This window comes from Parahaliea maris (assembly GCF_008064665.1).
In the GTDB taxonomy this organism is placed as follows: Bacteria; Pseudomonadota; Gammaproteobacteria; order Pseudomonadales; family Halieaceae; genus Parahaliea; species Parahaliea maris.
On the sequence record NZ_VRZA01000001.1, the window covers coordinates 880,067 to 901,340 of the forward strand.

At 59.7% G+C, this 21,274-nt stretch carries 14 protein-coding genes and 1 tRNA gene; 3 read left to right on the plus strand and 12 right to left on the minus strand.

Going from position 1 to position 21,274, the window contains the following annotated elements:
* Positions 1–34: 34 nt before the first annotated feature.
* From fusA (FV139_RS03935) to rpsL, 3 genes are all read right to left on the minus strand, one after another.
* Positions 35–2,140: an elongation factor G gene (fusA, locus tag FV139_RS03935; protein ID WP_148066905.1), complete on the minus strand. Its 2,106-nt coding sequence runs from the start codon at positions 2,138–2,140 to the stop codon at positions 35–37.
* Between the two features lie 36 nt (positions 2,141–2,176).
* Positions 2,177–2,647: a 30S ribosomal protein S7 gene (gene rpsG, locus FV139_RS03940; RefSeq protein ID WP_133213772.1), complete on the minus strand. Its 471-nt coding sequence runs from the start codon at positions 2,645–2,647 to the stop codon at positions 2,177–2,179.
* 137 nt (positions 2,648–2,784) lie between these two features.
* Positions 2,785–3,156, minus strand: coding sequence for a 30S ribosomal protein S12 (gene rpsL / locus FV139_RS03945; protein WP_007230799.1), 372 nt, complete (start codon positions 3,154–3,156; stop codon positions 2,785–2,787).
* A 414-nt stretch (positions 3,157–3,570) separates the two neighbouring features.
* Here rpsL and FV139_RS03950 point away from each other — a divergent pair, with 414 nt between their 5' ends.
* From FV139_RS03950 to FV139_RS03960, 3 genes are all read left to right on the plus strand, one after another.
* On the plus strand, positions 3,571–4,578 hold the full coding sequence (locus tag FV139_RS03950; RefSeq protein ID WP_148066906.1) for a DUF4382 domain-containing protein: 1,008 nt from the start codon (positions 3,571–3,573) through the stop codon (positions 4,576–4,578).
* A gap of 244 nt (positions 4,579–4,822) precedes the next feature.
* Positions 4,823–6,907: an elongation factor G gene (gene fusA / locus FV139_RS03955; protein WP_148066907.1), complete on the plus strand. Its 2,085-nt coding sequence runs from the start codon at positions 4,823–4,825 to the stop codon at positions 6,905–6,907.
* A gap of 216 nt (positions 6,908–7,123) precedes the next feature.
* Complete coding sequence (locus FV139_RS03960) at positions 7,124–8,290, plus strand: FecR family protein (RefSeq protein WP_148066908.1); 1,167 nt, start codon at positions 7,124–7,126, stop codon at positions 8,288–8,290.
* A 631-nt stretch (positions 8,291–8,921) separates the two neighbouring features.
* On the opposite strand, the gene rpoC is transcribed toward FV139_RS03960, so the two are convergent.
* The 9 genes from rpoC to FV139_RS04005 form a co-directional block, all read right to left on the minus strand.
* On the minus strand, positions 8,922–13,139 hold the full coding sequence (rpoC, locus tag FV139_RS03965) for a DNA-directed RNA polymerase subunit beta' (RefSeq protein ID WP_148066909.1): 4,218 nt from the start codon (positions 13,137–13,139) through the stop codon (positions 8,922–8,924).
* Between the two features lie 113 nt (positions 13,140–13,252).
* On the minus strand, positions 13,253–17,326 hold the full coding sequence (gene rpoB, locus FV139_RS03970) for a DNA-directed RNA polymerase subunit beta (protein ID WP_148066910.1): 4,074 nt from the start codon (positions 17,324–17,326) through the stop codon (positions 13,253–13,255).
* Between the two features lie 236 nt (positions 17,327–17,562).
* A complete protein-coding gene (rplL, locus tag FV139_RS03975) occupies positions 17,563–17,943 on the minus strand; it encodes a 50S ribosomal protein L7/L12 (protein ID WP_148066911.1) in 381 nt (126 codons plus the stop codon).
* Positions 17,944–18,007: 64 nt separating this feature from the next.
* Positions 18,008–18,535: a 50S ribosomal protein L10 gene (gene rplJ, locus FV139_RS03980; protein ID WP_148066912.1), complete on the minus strand. Its 528-nt coding sequence runs from the start codon at positions 18,533–18,535 to the stop codon at positions 18,008–18,010.
* 369 nt (positions 18,536–18,904) lie between these two features.
* Positions 18,905–19,600 (minus strand): 50S ribosomal protein L1, encoded by a 696-nt coding sequence (rplA, locus tag FV139_RS03985; RefSeq protein ID WP_148066913.1) that lies wholly within the window; start codon positions 19,598–19,600, stop codon positions 18,905–18,907.
* The gene (gene rplK, locus FV139_RS03990) at positions 19,600–20,034 is read right to left on the minus strand and encodes a 50S ribosomal protein L11 (protein WP_148066914.1); all 435 of its coding nucleotides are present in this window, start codon (positions 20,032–20,034) and stop codon (positions 19,600–19,602) included. Before rplK ends, rplA begins: the two co-directional genes overlap by 1 nt.
* 142 nt (positions 20,035–20,176) lie before the next feature.
* Positions 20,177–20,710 carry a transcription termination/antitermination protein NusG gene (nusG, locus tag FV139_RS03995; RefSeq protein ID WP_148066915.1) on the minus strand — a complete coding sequence of 178 codons (534 nt, stop codon included), beginning with the start codon at positions 20,708–20,710 and terminating at the stop codon, positions 20,177–20,179.
* 21 nt (positions 20,711–20,731) lie between these two features.
* Positions 20,732–21,094: a preprotein translocase subunit SecE gene (gene secE, locus FV139_RS04000; RefSeq protein ID WP_148066916.1), complete on the minus strand. Its 363-nt coding sequence runs from the start codon at positions 21,092–21,094 to the stop codon at positions 20,732–20,734.
* Positions 21,095–21,143: 49 nt separating this feature from the next.
* A tRNA-Trp gene (locus FV139_RS04005) sits at positions 21,144–21,219 on the minus strand.
* Positions 21,220–21,274 lie beyond the last annotated feature (55 nt).

Here is a 21,274-nt window from a genome sequence, read left to right on the forward strand (position 1 = left end):
GTTCACCTCTATGGGTTTGCTGAAAAAAAACTGTTTATGCGTTCTTGGAAATAATTTCCTGGGCGATATTGTTCGGTGCCTCGGAGTACTTCTGGAACTCCATGGTGTAGGTCGCACGCCCCTGGGTTGCGCTGCGCAGGTCGGTTGCGTAACCGAACATCTCTGCCAGCGGCACCTCGGCGTTAACCACCTTACCGGAAACATTCTCGTCCATACCGGAGATCATGCCGCGGCGGCGATTGAGGTCACCCACCACGTCACCCATGTTTTCTTCCGGGGTAACCACTTCCACTTTCATGATCGGCTCCAGCAGCACCGCACCGCCCTCGGTGGACAGCTTCTTGGTAGCCATGCTGGCAGCGATCTTGAACGCCATTTCGTTGGAGTCCACGTCGTGGAATGAGCCGTCGTAGAGCGTCGCCTTCAGGCCCAGCAGGGGGTAACCCGCCAGGACGCCGTTCTGCATTTGCTCTTCGATACCCTTCTGCACCGCGGGAATGTATTCCCTCGGCACCACACCGCCCACGATCTCGTTGACGAATTCCAGGCCTTCTGCGTTCTCGTCCTCGCCCGGCTCGAACTTGATCCAGACGTGACCATACTGGCCGCGACCACCGGACTGGCGCACGAACTTGCCTTCAATCTCGGAGGTGTTGCGGATCGCCTCGCGGTACGCCACCTGCGGCTTGCCGATGTTGGCCTCCACGCTGAACTCGCGACGCATGCGGTCGACGATGATGTCCAGGTGCAGCTCGCCCATACCGGAGATGATGGTCTGGCCGGTTTCCTCGTCGGTCTTCACCCGGAAGGACGGATCTTCCTGGGCCAGCTTGCCCAGGGCGATACCCATCTTTTCCTGGTCCGCCTTGGACCTGGGCTCCACCGCCACTGAAATCACCGGCTCGGGGAACTCCATCCGCTCGAGAACGATGGGCTTGTCCGGGTCGCACAGGGTGTCACCGGTGGTGACGTCCTTCAGGCCGACGGCGGCAGCAATGTCGCCCGCCAGTACTTCCTTGATTTCCTCGCGGCTGTTGGAGTGCATCTGCACCATCCGGCCTACACGCTCTTTCTTCTCCTTCACGGAGTTGAACACGCCGGTGCCGGACTCCAGCTTGCCGGAGTACACGCGGAAGAAGGTCAGGGTGCCCACAAAGGGGTCAGTGGCAATCTTGAACGCCAGCGCGGCGAAGGGCGCATCGTCATCCGCCTCGCGGGTTTCGATGGTTTCGTCCTTGTCCAGCAGGTGACCTTCGATGGCCTTCACCTCAGTGGGTGAGGGCATGTACTCGATCACCGCATCCAGAACCGCCTGCACGCCCTTGTTCTTGAAGGCGGAGCCCCCAAGCACGGGTACGATTTCGTTGGCCAGGGTGCGGGCGCGAATGCCCTGCTTGATCTCCGCCTCGGAGAGCTCACCCTCTTCCAGATACTTTTCCATGAGCTCTTCCGTCGCCTCGGCGGCGGCTTCCATCATGTACTCACGCATCTCGGCGACTTCGTCCACCAGGTCGGCCGGAACCTCACCGTAGTTGAAGGTCATGCCCTGGTCTTCTTCGTTCCAGAGAATGGCCTTGTTCTTGACCAGGTCGACAACGCCCTTGAACTCATCCTCTGAACCAATGGTCATCTGCAGCGGCACGGCGTTGGCGCCGAGTCGATCACGCAGCTGCTGGATCACTGATTTGAAGTTGGCGCCGGCACGGTCCATCTTGTTGACGAACACCATGCGCGGCACTTCATATTTGTTGGCCTGCCGCCAAACCGTTTCTGTCTGGGGTTGCACACCGGAGGAGCCGCACAACACCACAACTGCACCGTCCAGCACACGCAGAGAACGCTCCACCTCGATGGTGAAGTCCACGTGCCCGGGGGTGTCGATGATGTTGATGCGGTGCTCGTCGAACTGGGCGTCCATTCCGCGCCAGAAACAGGTAGTAGCAGCGGAGGTAATGGTAATCCCCCGCTCCTGTTCCTGCTCCATCCAGTCCATAGTGGCGGCGCCATCGTGAACTTCACCGATCTTGTGGGAAAGACCGGTGTAGAACAGCACGCGTTCCGTGGTGGTGGTTTTACCCGCATCCACGTGTGCGCAAATACCGATATTACGGTAGCGCTTGATGGGAGTCTTTCGTGCCACGACTAAATCTCCAGAAGCAAACTGCCAGAAAAGAGATTAAAAACGGTAGTGAGAGAAAGCCTTGTTCGCTTCGGCCATGCGGTGCACGTCTTCGCGCTTCTTGACCGCGTTACCCTTACCCTGGGACGCGTCAATGATTTCGCCGGCCAGACGCTGACGCATGGATTTTTCACCGCGGTTACGGGCGTACTCCACCAGCCAGCGCATGGACAGAGCCACACGACGAGCGGGACGTACTTCAACCGGCACCTGGTAGGTCGCACCACCCACACGGCGGGACTTAACCTCTACCATGGGCGCGATGTTTTCCAGCGCTTCGTCAAAAGCTTCGAGGGGATCCTTGTTCAGTTTTTCCTGAACAATGTCCAGCGCGCCGTAAACGATGGTCTCGGCGACGGATTTTTTACCACTGATCATTACGTGGTTCATGAACTTGGCCAGCGTTACGTTACCGAATTTGGGATCCGGCAGTACTTCGCGCTTGGCGACTACGCGTCTTCTTGGCATGTTGTTGCCCTTCTATCTCTTCAGGTGAATCCGAACACCGACCTGCCACAACTAGGCGGGGGAGGCAGGGGTCCGGCCTTACTTAATTTTCGTCAGCGGGATTCGCTTTCGAACTTGCCCAGCTACTTACTTATAGCTTACTTGGGACGCTTGGCACCGTACTTGGAGCGACCGTTGCGACGGTCAGCTACGCCGGAGGTGTCCAGGCTGCCACGTACGGTGTGATAACGCACACCGGGCAGGTCCTTCACACGACCACCGCGAATCAGAACCACACTGTGCTCCTGCAGGTTGTGACCTTCACCACCGATGTACGAGGAAACCTCGTAGCCGTTGGTCAGGCGAACACGACAGACTTTACGCAGTGCAGAGTTCGGCTTCTTCGGGGTCGTAGTGTAGACGCGAGTACATACACCGCGGCGCTGGGGACAGCTCTGCAGGGCGGGTACGTCGCTCTTTTCTACTTTGCGTTTCCGAGGCTTACGAACCAATTGGTTGATCGTTGCCATTCAGTTTGAACTCCAAAATTAAATCGTTTAGTTTCACGGCCAGCTTCAGGGAAGCGCCGCCCTCCCCGCTTACCCCGCAATGCTTCGAGGGATGCGAGCCGGGGCTGCCATGCCGCCACCAACAATGCTTACGGCAAGGCATAGGAAACCACCCCCGGTAAAGAGGAGGCGCGCATTCTATAGACGGGCTCAAGCCCCGTCAACCCCGTTTTCCGTTGCCGCTTGTACACCGCAAACCCGCGCCCGCACTGGGCGTAACCGCCTCCCCCCACTCGCCCGACGCCCCGCCAGGAGACCGCCCCGCGAAATCGCCGGGGAATAACTCCCCGGCCGGACCGTCAACCAGACAGGAATGAACTCTCCATCCCGCAATAACTATTTGGAATATCAGAAGAACTCTACCACGGAGGTAACATGCTTCACTCAACCCGAACCGGAATCTGGGCCGCCCTGTGCGCCCTCGGCCTGGCCGCCTGTGGCGGCGGTGGCGGTGGTGGCAACCCCGCCAACAACACCCCGGATGAGGGCACCATGACAGTCAGCGTTTCCGACGCCCCGGTCGATAGTGCCGCCCGGGTGCTGGTGCAATTTACCGGCGTCAGCGTATTCCCTTCCGCCGGCGGCCCGCTCGAGCTGGCCCTGACGGGCGACAGCCAGAGCTGCCAGGACCTGCTGGACGGCAGCCCTCCGGCGCCACCGGCCGCCGGTGAACCGGTGCGCCAGTGCGTGGACCTGCTCGAGCTGCAGGGCACCGCAACCACCACCCTGCTGAACGGCGTGACCCTCGATGCCGGTGAGTACACCGCTCTCAGACTCGAAGTCGAAGCCGCCCGCGGCGAACTGGACTCTATTATCGTGCTGGACGACGGCGCCCAGGAATCCCTGTTTATCCCCAGCGGCAACCAGAGCGGCCTCAAGCTCAACAACCCGTTTACGATTCTGGCCGGGGGCAGCCACAACTTCGTGATCGATTTCGACCTGCGCAAGTCGCTGAACGACCCCCAGGGCTTCGCCGATTACCGCCTGAACCCCCGTCTGAGGCTGATTGACCTGGCCGAGAGCGGCAACCTGACCGGGTCTGTTGAGGCAAGCCTGCTGACAGCGCCGGGCTGTACCGGCGACGTCAATACCGGCGGCGGCTTTGCAGTCTATGTTTACCCCAATACCCCCGAACTCGAACCCGGTGAGGAAGGCTCGGACAGCGCCCCACTGGCGAGCGCAGCCGTGAGCCTGGACCAGGCCAGCGGACAATGGCGCTACACCGTGGGCTACCTGCCCCCCGGCGACTACCTGGCAGCCTTCACCTGCCAGGCCGCTGATGACTCCCCGGAGGCGCCTGACGACGGCATCAGCCTGGTCCTGAGCGGGGACAACCCGGTGACCGTGGTCGCCGACGACGATAGCGAGGCCAATTTCCCCTAAGCCGAAGAGCCCGCGACCGGGCCGCCCAGTGGCCCGGTGATACCCTTTACAACCCCCTCTTCAGGCCCGCAACTGGCGCTTTTCTCCCCCCAAATCGCGCAAGAAACGCGCACTGCGCCCCATTCCGGCCATTTCCTCGCAAAAACGGTGGAAATACACAACCTGAGCACTCCCAACGGAGCGCATTTTCCTGTACCCTTGCGCCCTGTTTTTTTGGCCAAAAATTAATCACTTGGAAGGTGCAATGTCTGACCTATCTCTCTATCGTAATATCGGTATCTTCGCTCACGTTGACGCCGGTAAAACGACCACTACCGAGCGTATCCTGAAACTCACCGGCAAGATCCACAAGCTGGGCGAGGTTCACGAGGGCGAATCCACCACCGACTTCATGGAGCAGGAAGCCGAGCGCGGCATCACCATTCAGTCCGCTGCTGTGACCTGTGCCTGGAAAGGCCACCGCCTGAACGTCATCGACACCCCCGGGCACGTTGACTTCACCGTAGAGGTATACCGCTCCCTGAAAGTACTGGACGGCGGTATCGGCGTATTCTGTGGTTCCGGCGGCGTTGAGCCCCAGTCCGAGACCAACTGGCGCTACGCCAACGAATCCGAAGTATCCCGGATCATCTTCGTCAACAAGCTGGACCGCGTTGGCGCTGACTTCCTGCGCGTGGTTGAGCAAGTCAAGAAAGTACTGGGTGCCAAGCCCCTGGTAATGACCCTGCCGATCGGCCGCGAAGACGAGTTCAAGGGCGTTGTCGACCTGCTGGAAAACAAGGCCTACATCTGGGACGAGTCCGGCCAGCCGGAAAACTTCGACGTTGTCGATGTTCCCGCCGACATGGCCGACCAGGTTGCCGAGTACCGTGAGCAGCTGATCGAAACTGCCCTGGAAATGGACGACGACCTGCTGATGGCCTACATGGATGGCGAAGAGCCCTCCATCGAAGACATCAAGCGCTGCATCCGCAAGGGTACCCGCGACCTCGAGTTCTTCCCCACCTTCTGTGGTTCCGCGTTCAAGAACAAGGGCATGCAGCTGGTACTGGACGCCGTTGTGGACTACCTGCCGGCCCCGACCGAAGTTGACCCGCAGCCGCTGACCGACGAAGAAGGCAACGAAACTGGCGAGTTCGCCAAAGTCGACGCCGACGAACCCCTGCGCGCCCTGGCGTTCAAGATCATGGACGACCGTTTCGGCGCCCTGACCTTCGTGCGCATCTACTCCGGCCGCATCAACAAGGGTGACACCATCCTCAACAGCTTCACCGGCAAGACCGAGCGTGTCGGCCGCATGGTGGAAATGCAGGCTGACGAGCGCACCGAGCTGAGCTCCGCCCAGGCCGGCGACATTATCGCCATCGTGGGTATGAAGAACGTGCAGACCGGCCACACCCTGTGCAGCCCGGATCACCCCTGCACCCTGGAAGCCATGGTCTTCCCCGAGCCCGTGATCTCCATCGCCGTTGCGCCGAAAGACAAGAGCAGCGTCGAGAAAATGGGTATCGCTATCGGCAAGCTGGTTGCCGAGGATCCCTCTTTCCGTGTGGAAACCGACGAGGACTCCGGCGAAACGATCCTCAAGGGCATGGGCGAGCTGCACCTGGACATCAAGGTGGACATCCTCAAGCGTACCTACGGCGTGGAACTGGTCGTGGGCAAGCCGCAGGTAGCCTACCGCGAGACCATCACCCAGCAAATCGAAGACAGCTACACTCACAAGAAGCAGTCTGGTGGTTCCGGTCAGTTCGGTAAGATCGACTACCGCATCAAACCCGGCGAGCCCGGCACCGGCTTTGCGTTCTCCTCCTCGGTTGTGGGCGGTAACGTACCGAAGGAATTCTTCCCGGCTATCGAGAAGGGCTTCAAGGTCATGATGGAAGAAGGCCCGATTGCCGGCTTCCCCGTGCTGGACGTTGAAATCGAGCTGTACGACGGTGCTTTCCACGCTGTTGACTCATCCGCCATCGCGTTTGAGCTGGCCGCCAAGGGCGCATTCCGCCAGTCCATGCCGAAGGCCTCTCCGCAGCTGATCGAGCCGATCATGAAGGTCGACGTGTTCACTCCGGAAGATCACGTGGGTGACGTTATCGGTGACCTGAACCGTCGTCGCGGCATGATCAAGGACCAGGAGCCCGGCCCGACCGGCGTTCGCATCAAGGCAGACGTTCCGCTGTCCGAGATGTTCGGCTACATCGGCCACCTGCGCACCATGACCTCTGGCCGCGGCCAGTTCTCCATGGAGTTCTCGCACTACCTGCCCTGCCCGCAAAACGTGTCAGAACAGGTTATCGCCGAAGTGGCGGAGCGTAAGAAAGCGGGCTAAGCGCCAGCGTTCTCTCGAAGAAGCCGACCTCCGGGTCGGCTTTTTTGTGCCCCACGCCCCAATCGGCCTGACACTTTGACGACAGTATTGCTTTCAGGTCCAATCCGTACAGCGTGGACAAATCGCGCGAGTACGCGAATACTAGTTGTTCGGCTGGATCAATACGCTGCTTGACGGTAGCAGTTCCCCCTGAATCTCTGGTTCTGAGGAGTCCTGATGCAACAGACTATTTCCTCACCGTGCGCATCCCGCAATTGCCAGCGTCCCATTTTGGTCTGGATAATCCTCGTCCTCTATTCCGTCATGTGTTTTCCGTTACAGGCCAGAGAATTCCCCGCTTTCTACGAACGAGACTATGAGACCGCAAGCAAACTCAATGAACTGCACGAAAAGCTTGAGGCCGCAGATACCTTATTCATGCTGGACTCGACTAATAACGCCATTGTCGCAGGTGCTTGCCAATCGCAGGACCTTGCCTATCAACGTGCTTATGATGGCTTGTCTGAACTGGCTTCGCGCCGAACAGCTTCAGGCGCCCTGAGCACCGCCGACAGGGAGCGGTACCAGAAATTACAAAGAGTGGAAGAAGAAAACTGGCGGCGCTTCGAGGACTGTTTTGATGAACAGATTCGGAGACCCGGGTTTGCGAATGTCCTGCCACCCGGCGTGAATAGCTATGCCAGTGCCACGGCGGTCTACGATCGCACCCTTCAGGACTATCCCGGCGAATTCACGGAAGGACAAATCCAAGCCAATATCGCCAAAATAGAAGCTGAAATCCGGCACCTCGAGTCAGCTGACAATTATATCGGGCGTGTCACATCGGTTATGGGCAAGGCACAGCTTCGCCGCGTGGGAGTTGCTGCCCCGCAGATTCTCAGGGAGGGTACTGAGTTGCTGGCTGGAGATACGCTGCTTACTGAAAGCCGGGGCCGGATCATACTCGAGTTGTACGATCGTATAGAGGCGAAAAATGCCGGGCCGACGGTGATCAACGTTGGTAGTGATACGGAAGTGCGAATCGAACGTGTTTTTTTTCGTCGCTGGGCCGAGCAGCAGCGGCGAGCGAATTCCAATCACTACGACCTAGCCCGCGAAGCGATGGTGAATACAATCCGCGGCACCATTAGGGCGTTTACCAAAGGCTTCACGGGCCAGGCTGCTTTCAACGTACGCACTGGCACTTCGCTGTGCGGGATCCGTGGAACGGATGTGGAGATTTTTTATGATCCGGCTGCCGACGTCGTGGATTACAAGTTGTACGAGGGAGTAGTGGAAATACGTACACCGTCTCAAACAGTAAACCTCAAAGCGGGGAACGGACTACGGGTTAGAGATGGCGCGCCTTCCCCTCCTCGCACACTTGAGCACAGCCAGAGCTGATCTGCGTGGATATCGTTGCTGCGGGTTAATTGCAGTTGCTTGGATCAGCAACCTGAACGCCACAAACGCACTGCTTGGCACTGCCACCGCCTACACCTCCAATACCATAGAGCGTACCCGAGTTATCTGCTGACACCCACTGGCAGGATGAACCGGAACCCGACTGGCTCCGCGATTTAGACGAGTAAGGGTCAGGCTCGCCCTGAACACCGGTCACCCCTGAGTCGTCCGTTGGCAGGTCTCGCTGGCTGGGCCCACGCCGATTCATCTCCTTCGATTGCACAGCCTGGCCCATAACCTCCTCCATGGTGAGCGGGCGGTTCTGAGCGGAGGACAGTGGAGCTACGATGGCGGGAATTGCAGCGCCGATCAACGCGACAACCGTGAGAGCTGGAAACTTCATAAGGATTCCCCAAAGAGCGTTGGATTGAAGAACATGTTGGCCGACTACTGAGAGTAGACACCGTCACTGATTCTGTCGACCGGACTTGCTGAGTTGGCGACCCCTTTCCGCCAGGGCAGCATCTTCGAAGATGTAGGCAATGTCGTAAAATGCAAAAAGGGCCCACCCCTCTCAGGATGAGCCCTTGATCTGGCACCCGCCACCCGGAGGCAGCGGGATCACGCAGACTTAGTCGTCCGCCTGCAGCGCCTCGGTCAGTGCCGCTTCGATTTCCTGTGCAGACACAGTCATCTCGCTGTCACCGTCACGGTTGCGCTTGCGCTCCTCGTGGTAGGCAAGGCCGGTACCGGCCGGGATCAGGCGGCCAACGACCACGTTCTCCTTGAGGCCGCGCAGGTAGTCGCGCTTGCCGGTTACCGCTGCTTCGGTCAGTACGCGGGTAGTCTCCTGGAAGGAGGCCGCGGAGATGAAGCTCTCAGTGGCCAGCGAGGCCTTGGTGATACCCAGCAGTTCGCGCTCGGCGGTGGCGGGGATCATGCCCTCGGCCAGCAGGCGCTCGTTCTCCTCGAGGAAGGTGGTGAACTCTACCTGCTCGCCCTTGATCAGGGTGGAATCGCCACTGGAGGTGATGATCACCTTGCGCAGCATCTGGCGAACGATCACCTCGATGTGCTTGTCGTTGATCTTCACACCCTGGAGGCGGTAAACCTCCTGGATCTCGTTGACGATGTACTTGGCCAGGTCCTCGATGCCTTTCAGGCGCAGGATATCGTGGGGGCTCATCGGGCCTTCAGACACGATTTCACCCTTCTCTACCTGCTCACCTTCAAACACGGAGAGGTTACGCCATTTGGGAATCAGCGCCTCGTAGTGATCGGAACCATCCGCCAGCGGCTTGCCGTCGGTCGGGGTGATCACCAGGCGACGCTTGCCCTTGGTTTCCTTACCGAAGCTCACGGTACCGGAGATTTCCGCCAGGATGGCGGGCTCTTTCGGCTTACGGGCTTCGAACAGGTCGGCAACGCGCGGCAGACCACCGGTGATGTCGCGAGTCTTGGAACCTTCCTGCGGGATACGGGCCAGTACGTCACCCGCGTCCACCTTGGCACCGTCTTCCAGGTTCACCAGGGCGTGGGCCGGCAGGAAGTAGTGGGCCGGAACGTTGGTGTTCGGCAGGCACAGTTCCTTGCCATTCTCGTCCACCAGGGTCACCGCAGGACGCACGTCCTTGCCGGCGACGGGGCGTTCACCCACTTCCATCACCTCGATGGAAGACAGACCGGTCAGCTCGTCGGTCTGGCGCTTGATGGTCACACCTTCGTCCATGGCGGAGAACTTCACGGTACCCGCCAGCTCGGTCACGATCGGGTGAGTGTGCGGGTCCCAGTTGGCGACGATGTCGCCGGCGGAGACTTCCGCGTGGTCCTGCACCTTGATCACTGCACCGTAGGGCAGTTTGTAACGCTCGCGCTCACGGCCGACCTTGTCCAGAACCGACAGTTCACCGGAACGGGAAACGGTGATCAGGGAGCCGTCCTGACGGTCTACTACCTTCACGTTGTGCAGACGCACGGTACCGTCGTTCATCACCTGGATGTTGTCCTGGGCAGTCGCCCGGGACGCCGCACCACCGATGTGGAAGGTACGCATGGTCAGCTGGGTACCCGGCTCACCAATGGACTGGGCCGCCACAACACCGATGGACTCACCCATGTTGACCTTGTGGCCACGGGCCAGGTCACGGCCGTAACAGGTGGAGCAGATACCGTGACGGGTCTCACAGGTGATCGGCGAGCGCACTTCGATCTCGTCGATACCCATTTCTTCCAGGCGGGTAACCCAGGCCTCGTCCAGCATGGTGCCGGCAGTGATGGCAATTTCGTCGTCGCTACCGGGCTTGAGTACGTCCTTGGCCACGATCCGGCCCAGTACGCGATCGCCCAGCGATTCGATGATGTCGCCACCGTCGATGACCGGTGCCATCAGCAGGCCGGCGTCGGTGCCACAGTCGTCCTCGGTCACTACCAGGTCCTGGGCCACGTCAACCAGACGACGGGTCAGGTAACCGGAGTTCGCGGTCTTCAGTGCGGTATCCGCCAGACCCTTACGAGCACCGTGGGTGGAGATGAAGTACTGCAGTACGTTCAGGCCCTCACGGAAGTTCGCCACAATCGGCGTCTCGATGATGGAGCCGTCGGGCTTGGCCATCAGGCCCCGCATGCCCGCCAGCTGGCGGATCTGGGCGGGTGAACCCCGGGCGCCGGAGTCGGCGTAGATGTACACCGAGTTGAAGGAAGCCTGCTGCTCTTCCTCGCCTTCACGGTTGACCACGCTCTCTTTGGAAAGGCCTTCCATCATCGCCTTGGACACCAGGTCGTTGGCGCGTGACCAGATATCGATCACCTTGTTGTACTTCTCACCGTGGGTTACCAGGCCGGAGGCGAACTGGTCTTCGATTTCCTTCACCTCGGCTTCGGCGTGATCGATGATCTCGGCCTTGGCTTCGGGGATCTCGAAGTCGTTCACACCGATGGAGGAACCGGAGCGGGTGGAGTACTCGTAACCGGTGTACATGAGCTGGTCGGCGAAGATAACGGTCGCCTTCAGGCCCACCACGCGGTAGCACTGGTTGATAATGCGGGAGATAGCCTTCTTGGCCATGTCCTGGTTGACCATGTCGTAACCGATACCGCGGGGTACGATTTCCCACAGCAGGGCGCGGCCGACGGTAGTGTCCGCCAGGAAAGTGCGCTCTTCCAGGTCGCCTTCCTCGGTAGCCACAGCCTCGGATACACGTACCTTGACGCGCGCCTGCAGGTGGACGTGACCGGCCTTGTAGGCGCGGTGTACTTCGGAGACATTGGCAAAGGCCATGCCCTCGCCCTTGGCGTTTACGCGCTCGCGGGTCATGTAGTACAGACCCAGTACCACGTCCTGGGACGGTACGATGATCGGCTCACCGTTGGCGGGCGACAGGATGTTGTTGGTAGACATCATCAGCGCGCGCGCTTCCAGCTGGGCTTCCAGGGTCAGCGGTACGTGTACCGCCATCTGGTCGCCGTCGAAGTCCGCGTTGTAGGCGGCACACACCAGCGGGTGCAGCTGGATCGCCTTACCTTCAATCAGTACTGGCTCGAAGGCCTGGATACCCAGGCGGTGCAGGGTCGGTGCGCGGTTCAGCAGTACCGGGTGCTCACGGATGACCTCGGCGAGGATGTCCCACACTTCCGGCGGCTCGCGCTCGACCATTTTCTTGGCGGCCTTGATGGTCGTCGCCAGGCCACGGGCTTCCAGCTTGCCGAAGATGAACGGCTTGAACAGCTCCAGGGCCATTTTCTTGGGCAGACCACACTGGTGCAGGCGCAGGGTCGGGCCCACCACGATCACGGAACGGCCCGAGTAGTCGACCCGCTTACCCAGCAGGTTCTGACGGAAGCGGCCCTGCTTGCCCTTGATCATGTCGGCCAGGGACTTCAGCGGGCGCTTGTTGGAGCCGGTGATGGCGCGGCCGCGACGGCCGTTGTCCAGCAGCGCGTCCACGGACTCCTGCAGCATGCGCTTCTCGTTGCGCACGATGATGTCGGGCGCATTGAGGTCCAACAACCGTTTAAGCCGGTTGTTACGGTTGATCACCCGACGGTACAGGTCGTTCAGGTCGGAGGTCGCAAAGCGGCCACCGTCCAGCGGTACCAGCGGGCGCAGGTCCGGCGGCAGTACCGGCAGGGCGTTCATGACCATCCACTCGGGCTTGTTGCCGGAGTTGGCGAAGGCTTCCATCAGCTTCAGGCGCTTGGACAGCTTCTTGATCTTGGTCTCGGAGTTGGTGGCCGGGATCTCCTCGCGCAGGCGGGCGATCTCCTGCTCCAGGTCGAGCTGGCTCATCAGGTCCTGGACGGCTTCGGCACCCATCTTGGCGGAGAACTCGTCACCGAATTCTTCCATGGCCTCGTAGTACTGCTCGTCGGTGAGCAGCTGGCCGAGCTCCAGGGTAGTCATGCCGGGATCGGTGACCACGTAGGATTCAAAGTACAGTACCCGCTCGATATCGCGCAGGGTCATGTCCAGCAGCAGGCCGATACGGGACGGCAGCGACTTCAGGAACCAGATGTGCGCAACCGGCGACGCCAGTTCGATGTGGCCCATGCGCTCGCGACGCACTTTGGCCAACGCCACTTCAACGCCACACTTCTCACAGATAACACCGCGATGCTTGAGGCGCTTGTACTTGCCACACAGGCACTCGTAGTCCTTCACCGGGCCAAAGATCTTGGCGCAGAACAGGCCGTCCCGCTCCGGCTTGAAGGTACGGTAGTTAATGGTTTCCGGCTTCTTCACTTCACCGAATGACCAGGAGCGAATCATCTCCGGGGACGCGAGGCCAATACGGATGGCATCGAATTCGTCTGACTGTCCCTGGGACTTGAGCAGATTAAGTAAGTCTTTCAAGGTCTTTCCTCCGCGAGGTTTTCCTTTGGGCGGGTGGCTGGGCCACCCGGCCGTGAGTCCTGAATATGTTCGTTAATGCACCGCCCGGCGGCGCGCCGCCGGGCAGCTGGTGATCACTCGTTCTCCAGCTCGATATCGATACCCAGTGAACGGATCTCCTTAACCAACACGTTGAAGGACTCGGGCATGCCCGGCTCCATACGATGGTCACCATCGACGATGTTCTTGTACATCTTGGTACGGCCCGCCACGTCATCCGACTTCACAGTCAGCATTTCCTGCAGCGTATAGGCCGCGCCGTAAGCTTCCAGCGCCCACACTTCCATCTCACCGAAGCGCTGGCCACCGAACTGGGCCTTACCACCCAGCGGCTGCTGGGTAACCAGGCTGTAGGAACCGGTGGAACGGGCGTGCATCTTGTCGTCCACAAGGTGGTTCAGCTTCAGCATGTACATGTAGCCCACGGTCACCGGACGGTCGAAGGCTTCGCCGGTACGACCGTCGTGCAGGGTGAACTGGCCTGACTCAGGCAGACCCGCCAGTTCCAGCAGTTCCTTGATGGACTCCTCGGCAGCACCATCGAATACCGGGGTCGCCATCGGCACACCACCGCGCAGGTTGCCGGCCAGTTCCATGATCTCTTCGTCGCTGAGTGACTTGAGATCCTCAACACGGCCAGCGCCGTTGTTGTAGATGGACTCGAGGAACTTGCGTACCTCGGCGACCTTGCGCTGCTCGGCGATCATCTCGTCGATCTTCACGCCGAGGCCCTTGGCAGCCATGCCCAGGTGGGTTTCCAGAATCTGGCCCACGTTCATCCGCGAGGGTACACCCAGCGGGTTGAGCACGATGTCCACAGGCTCACCGTTCTCGTCGTAGGGCATGTCCTCCACCGGCATGATCACCGAGATCACACCCTTGTTACCGTGGCGGCCCGCCATCTTGTCACCCGGCTGGATGCGACGCTTGATGGCCAGGTAGACCTTGACGATTTTCAGCACGCCCGGGGCGAGGTCGTCGCCGGACTGCAGCTTGCGTTTCTTGTCTTCAAAGCGCTCTTCCAGCAGCTTGTTCTGCTCGTCGAGCTGACGCTTGGCGGAAGCCAGGGCTTCGTTCAGGTCGGCATCGGCCAGCTTCAGCTTGAACCACTGGTCGCGATCCAGTTCGCTCAGCACCTTCTCGGTCAGGCTGGTGCCCTTGGCCAGGCCCGCACCACTGACGGTCTTCTGGCCCTTGATCAGGTTGCCCAGACGCGCAAAGGAGGCTTCTTCGAAGATACGGTACTCTTCTTTCAGATCCTTGCGGAACTCGTCCAGCTGGTGCTTCTCAATCTGCAGGGCACGAGCGTCCTTCTCCAGACCGTCGCGGGTGAATACCTGGACGTCGATCACCGTACCCTTGGTGCTGGAAGGCACACGCAGGGAGGTGTCTTTCACGTCGGAGGCCTTCTCACCGAAGATCGCGCGCAGCAGTTTCTCTTCCGGGGTCAGCTGGGTTTCGCCCTTCGGCGTTACCTTGCCCACCAGGATATCGCCGGCGTCGACTTCCGCACCGATGTACACGATGCCGGACTCATCCAGCTTGGCCAGGGCGCTCTCACCCACGTTGGGAATATCGGCAGAGATCTCTTCCGGCCCCAGCTTGGTATCACGGGCGATACAGGTCAGTTCCTGGATGTGGATCGTAGTGAAACGATCTTCCTTGACCACTTTCTCGGACACCAGGATGGAGTCCTCGAAGTTGTAGCCGTTCCAGGGCATGAACGCGATGCGCATGTTCTGGCCCAGGGCCAGCTCACCCATATCGATGGACGGGCCATCGGCCAGGATGTCACCGCGGTCGACCACGTCACCCTGGCGCACAATCGGCCGCTGGTTGATGCAGGTGTTCTGGTTGGAGCGGGTGTACTTGGTCAGGTTGTAGATATCAACCGGTGCCTCGTCCTTGCCCACGTCCTGGTCGTTGACGCGTACCACGATACGGCTGGCGTCGACGGAGTCGATTACGCCGGGGCGACGGGCCACGGCACACACACCGGAGTCGGCAGCGACGTAGCGCTCCATACCGGTGCCCACCAGAGGCTTGTCGCTCTTCAGGGTCGGAACCGCCTGACGCTGCATGTTCGAACCCATGAGGGCGCGGTTCGCGTCATCGTGCTCGAGGAACGGAATCAGGGCCGCCGCCACGGATACCACCTGCTTGGGTGATACATCCATGTAGCCGACTTCTACCGCCGGCTTGACGGTGAATTCGTTCATGTAACGCACGTTGATCAGCTCTTCCACGAACTGATTGTTCTCGTTCAGTTCCGCAGACGCCTGCGCGATTACGAAGCCGGCTTCATTGATGGCCGACAGGTATTCGATCTGGTCGGTCACCTTGCCGTCCACCACTTTGCGGTAGGGCGACTCGAGGAAGCCGTAATCGTTGGTGCGGGCATAGGTTGCCAGCGAGTTGATCAGGCCGATGTTCGGACCTTCAGGGGTCTCGATCGGACAGACGCGGCCGTAGTGCGTCGGGTGTACGTCGCGCACTTCGAAGCCGGCACGCTCGCGGGTCAGGCCACCCGGGCCAAGGGCCGATACACGGCGCTTGTGGGTCACTTCCGACAGCGGGTTGTTCTGGTCCATGAACTGGGACAGCTGGCTGGAACCGAAGAACTCTTTCACCGCGGCGGAAACCGGCTTGGCGTTGATCAGGTCCTGGGGCATCAGGCCCTCGGACTCGGCCATGGACAGGCGCTCTTTTACCGCGCGCTCCACACGCACCAGGCCCACTCGGAACTGGTTCTCGGCCATCTCGCCCACGGAACGCACACGGCGGTTACCCAGGTGGTCGATGTCGTCCACCATGCCGCGGCCGTTACGGATGTCCACCAGGGTCTTCAGTACCGCTACGATGTCTTCACGGTCGAGGACGCCGGAACCGGTCACTTCGTCACGACCCAGGCGGCGGTTGAACTTCATGCGGCCAACGTTGGACAGGTCGTAGCGGTCGGCGGAGAAGAACAGGTTCTGGAACAGGTTCTCGGCAGACTCCTTGGTCGGCGGCTCGCCGGGGCGCATCATGCGGTAGATTTCGACCAGCGCTTCCAGCTCGTTGCGGGTGCTGTCCTGACGCAGGGTATCGGAGATGAACGGACCGCAGTCCAGCTCATTGGTGTACAGGGTTTCAATGATGTCGACACCGGCTTCGCGCAGCTTGGCCAGGATCTCACCATTGACTTCGGAGTTGCACTCAACCAGTACTTCACCGGTTTTCTCGTCGATGAAGTTCTTGGCCAGGGCGCGGCCGTAGAGGTACTCCTCCGGCACTTCCAGTTCGGTGACGTCAGCTTTCTCCAGATCGCGAATGTGGCGCGCAGTGATACGGCGGCCCTGCTCCACGATGACTTTCTTGCCAACCTTGATATCAAAGGCAGCGACGTCACCGCGCAGACGCTCGGGGATCAGCTTGATGGTGTAAGCACCGTCCTTGTCGACGTTGAACGTGTTCGTGTCGTAGAACATGTCCAGGATTTCCTCGGACTCGTAACCCAGGGCGCGCAGCAGGATGGTCGCCGGCAGCTTGCGGCGACGGTCGATACGCACAAAGACCATGTCTTTCGGGTCGAACTCGAAGTCCAGCCAGGAGCCACGGTAGGGAATCACCCGGGCGGAGTACAGCAGCTTGCCGGACGAGTGGGTCTTGCCCTTGTCGTGGTCGAAGAATACACCGGGGGAGCGGTGCAGCTGGGACACGATGACACGCTCGGTACCGTTGATGACGAAGGTACCGTTCTCGGTCATCAGGGGGATCTCCCCCATGTAGACTTCCTGCTCCTTGATGTCCTTGATGGTCTTGTTGGCGGAGTCCTTGTCGTAAATGATCAGGCGGACCTTCACGCGCAGGGGGCAGGAGTAGGTGACGCCACGCAGCTGACACTCGTTGACGTCAAACACCGGAGTGCCCAGGGCGTAATCAACGTATTCCAGAGCGGCGTTGCCGCTGTAGCTGACAATAGGAAATACGGACTTGAATGCAGCGTGCAGGCCGTAATCGCCACGTTGGTCCAGGGGCGTGCCCTGCTGGGTGAACTTCCGGTAGGAATCCAGTTGGATCGCAAGCAGGTATGGAACGTCCATGACCTTCGACAGCATGCCGAAGTCCTTGCGAATGCGTTTTTTCTCAGTGTACGAGTATGCCATCAGTACTCCCCAGCGTGATTAGCCATCCGCCACAGTGGGCGGTTCAACAGCCCCTCGCGGGCTGCAGTCAGGTCGCGCAGCGCAGCTGCCAACCCAGAATCTGAATACGGTTTTAAGGGGTCAGAGCCCTTTAATTAAAGGGCTCTGACCCCTTAAAACCGAAGCGGGAAAAGGCCGGCGGGCAAATTGCCCACCAGCCTTGTCCTTGCCTGGATGAAACCAGACCAATGTCGAGCTTACTTGAGCTCGACGGAGCCGCCGGCTTCTTCCAGCTGCTTCTTGATGTCTTCGGCTTCTTCCTTGGAAGCACCTTCCTTGATGGGGGAAGGAGCGCCGTCGACCAGGCCTTTGGCTTCTTTCAGGCCCAGACCGGTTACTGCACGTACTACCTTGATGACGTTAACTTTCTTGTCACCGGCAGCAGTCAGAACCACGTCGAACTCGGTCTGCTCTTCAGCAGCACCGCCGGCGTCGCCGCCAGCAGCAGCCGGAGCAGCAGCTACGGCAGCAGCCGCAGTTACGCCGAATTTTTCTTCCATTGCTTCGATGAGCTCAACGATTTCCATTACGCTCATTTCAGCGATTGCATTCAAAATGTCGTCTTTAGACAGAGCCATGACTCATTTCTCCAATTTGCTGTGAATAGGTTAATTAGCTGAGTGAAATTCACTCGACAGCGAATTACGCTGCCTCTTTCTGATCGCGTACTGCTGCCAGCGTGCGAACCAACTTTCCAGGTACTTCGTTCATTGTCTGGACCAGCTTGGTCGCCGGCGCTTTCATTACACTCATCAGCATTGAGAGTGCCTGATCACGCGTAGGCAACTTAGCCAGAACATCCAACTGGTCTGCACCCAGCATTTGGCCGCTCACCGCCAGTGCCTTCACCTCGAACTTGTCGTTCTCTTTGGCGAAGTCTTTAAAGAGTCGAGCCGCTGCACCCGGATCCTCCATAGAGAAGCCGAACAGGGACGGACCCACCAGTGCGTCGTTGACACACTCGTAGTCAGTTCCTTCCAGAGCGCGTTTGGCCAGTGTGTTCCGTACGACACGGAGGGTCACTGAATTTTCGCGCGCGCTGGCTCGCAGGGCTGTCATCCCGTCCACGGTTACGCCACGTGCATCGGCGATAACAAGGGACAGTGCACTGGTGGCAGTCTCGTTAACTTCAGCTACGATCGCTTTCTTGTCTTCGAGTCCAATTGCCACTGGTATTACTCCTGGATGACTAAGTTAAGTACTGCCAAACCTATGGCGGTACCGCTTTGCGTGGTGAACGTATCCACCATCTGCGTAGGTTTTGATCGACGTCACGGGAAACTTTCTCCCGCGGGTTGATCGCAATTAAGGCGCTGCGTTAAGCTGTTGCCAGCCTGTTATTGCAGTGCCACCTACGGTCTTTGATGGCCTTCAGTTCTCAGCTAATCGGGCCCGTCTCTCGACGTGGCCACAGCCTGTTCCAAAGACCTCAAAGTTGACCGGTTGGCGCCGCGTAGGCCCCTGCCCGGTCGACCGACTCTCCCTCCATGGAAAGCCTTGAGGAGCAGCCCCTTGTGGGGGCCGCCCGATCAATACTGCTTAAGCGTCGACGGAAGCGGTGTCGACGTTAACACCCGGGCCCATGGTAGTGGACAGGGTGATTTTCTTCAGGTAAACGCCCTTGGCAGCGGCGGGCTTGGCCTTTTTCAGGTCAGCCAGTACTGCTTCGAGGTTGCCCTTGATGGCGTCCAGCTCGAAGCTGATCTTGCCGATGCCACCATGGATAATGCCGTTCTTGTCAGTGCGGTAGCGCATCTGACCAGCCTTGGCGTTCTTGACCGCAGTCTCGACGTCCGGAGTTACGGTGCCGGTCTTGGGGTTCGGCATCAGGCCGCGCGGACCCAGCAGCTGACCCAGCTGACCTACAACACGCATGGCGTCGGGTGAAGCGACAACCACGTCGAAATCCATCATGCCGCCCTTGATCTGCTCGGCCAGCTCTTCCATACCCACGAAGTCGGCGCCAGCAGCCTGGGCCTTGTCGGCGTTGTCGCCCTGGGTGAACACGGCAACACGCACGTCGGAACCGGTACCGTGGGGCAGCGTGGTCGCGCCGCGCACAGCCTGGTCGGATTTACGTGCGTCCACGCCCAGGTTCACGGCCACTTCAACGGTCTCGTTGAACTTGGCAGTGGCGAACTCTTTCAACAGGCCAACGGCCTCTTCCAGAGAGTAGGCTTTGGCCGGATCGACCTTTTCCTTGAATGCGCGTACGCGCTTGGACAGCTTGGCCATTAGTTAACCCCCTCTACTTCGATACCGGCGGAACGGGCGCTGCCAGCGATGGTGCGCACGGCGGCGTCCATGTCAGCGGCAGTCAGGTCCGGCCATTTCTGGGTGGCAACCTCTTCCAGCTGGGCGCGGGTAACCTTGCCCACCTTGTTGGTGTTCGGGGTGCCAGAACCTTTCTTGATCTTGGCGACCTTGCGCAGCAGCACGGAGGCCGGCGGGGTCTTCTTGATGAAGGTAAAGGAACGGTCGTTGTAAACAGTGATCACAACCGGAATCGGCAGACCGGGCTCGGTGCCCTGGGTCTCGGCGTTGAACGCCTTGCAGAATTCCATGATGTTCACGCCATGCTGACCCAGCGCCGGGCCCACAGGCGGGCTCGGGTTGGCCTGGCCAGCAGGCACTTGCAGCTTGATATAAGCTTCTACTTTCTTGGCCATGTTGACTCTCCCGGGTGCAAACGCCGTTGTACCTTTCGACTTGCGCCGCCCGGTACGCGGGCTCCCCATTGTCTAAAAAGGGGTCAGAGCCCTTTTTACTGATTTCTTTAAAAAGGGCTCTGACCCCTTTTGAGAAAAGACCTCAGGCCTTCTCCACCTGGCTGAACTCCAGCTCCACCGGGGTGGAACGACCGAAGATCAGCACCGCCACGTTCAGGCGGCTCTTTTCGTAGTTGACCTCTTCGACAACGCCATTGAAGTCGTTGAAGGGGCCATCGATAACCCGCACCATTTCGCCCGGCTCGAACAGCGTCTTGGGACGCGGGGCTTCCACGCCCTGCTCCACGCGCTGCAGAATGGCCGCGGCTTCGGCTTCGGTAATCGGGGCCGGCGCATCCGCCTTGCCACCGATAAAGCCCATCACCCGGGGAGTCTCTTTCACCAGGTGCCAGGTGTCATCGTCCAGTTCCATCTGCACCAGCACGTAGCCGGGGAAGAACTTGCGTTCGCTCTTGCGCTTCTGGCCGGCGCGCATTTCCACCACTTCTTCAGTGGGCACCAGCACATCGCCAAAGCGGTCCTGCATACCGTGAAGCTCGATGCGCTCCTTCAGTGCAGACGCAACTTTCTTCTCGTAGCCTGAATAGGCGTGTACCACGTACCAACGCATTGCCATCGGCTAAGCCTTCTCGTTTCGCTATCCAATCGCCAGCGACACCAGCCAGCCCAGCAGGGAGTCGAGCCCCCAGAGCATCAGTGCCACTACAACGACAAAAATCACCACAATCATGGTGGTCTGCAAGGTCTCCTGGCGGGTAGGCCAGACGACTTTGCGAATTTCGGTTCGCGATCCCTTGACCAGTGACCAGAACGCCGCACCTTTCGCCGTCTGCAGGGCCACCAGACCGGCCACTGCCGCCAGCGCCACCAGCGCCAACACGCGGTAGAGCAGCGATTCGCCGGAGAAATAGCTGTTGCCAACCACGCCCACTGCAATCAGGGCGAATACGACAATCCACTTCAGCGCGTCAAAACGGCTGCCGGTGGTTTCCACACTCATCAAACAATCCTATTCGTGGGCGCCGTACCTGCGACGCCCCCTGCCATAATGGCAGGCCAGGAGGGAATCGAACCCCCAACCTGCGGTTTTGGAGACCGCTGCTCTGCCAATTGAGCTACTGGCCTAAACTTGATCCTTCTACACTTTGAGACAACGAAGCCGAACTGCTTGTTCAAGCGG

Coding starts and splice junctions, on each gene's coding strand:
- FV139_RS03960 (WP_148066908.1), top strand. CDS start 7,124: ATGCAACAGACTATTTCCTCACCGTGCGCATCCCGCAATTGCCAGCGT.
- rpsL (WP_007230799.1), bottom strand. CDS start 3,156: ATGGCAACGATCAACCAATTGGTTCGTAAGCCTCGGAAACGCAAAGTA.
- fusA (WP_148066907.1), top strand. CDS start 4,823: ATGTCTGACCTATCTCTCTATCGTAATATCGGTATCTTCGCTCACGTT.
- secE (WP_148066916.1), bottom strand. CDS start 21,094: ATGAGTGTGGAAACCACCGGCAGCCGTTTTGACGCGCTGAAGTGGATT.
- rplK (WP_148066914.1), bottom strand. CDS start 20,034: ATGGCCAAGAAAGTAGAAGCTTATATCAAGCTGCAAGTGCCTGCTGGC.
- FV139_RS03950 (WP_148066906.1), top strand. CDS start 3,571: ATGCTTCACTCAACCCGAACCGGAATCTGGGCCGCCCTGTGCGCCCTC.
- rplL (WP_148066911.1), bottom strand. CDS start 17,943: ATGGCTCTGTCTAAAGACGACATTTTGAATGCAATCGCTGAAATGAGC.
- nusG (WP_148066915.1), bottom strand. CDS start 20,710: ATGGCAATGCGTTGGTACGTGGTACACGCCTATTCAGGCTACGAGAAG.
- rplA (WP_148066913.1), bottom strand. CDS start 19,600: ATGGCCAAGCTGTCCAAGCGCGTACGCGCATTCAAGGAAAAGGTCGAT.
- rpsG (WP_133213772.1), bottom strand. CDS start 2,647: ATGCCAAGAAGACGCGTAGTCGCCAAGCGCGAAGTACTGCCGGATCCC.
- rpoB (WP_148066910.1), bottom strand. CDS start 17,326: ATGGCATACTCGTACACTGAGAAAAAACGCATTCGCAAGGACTTCGGC.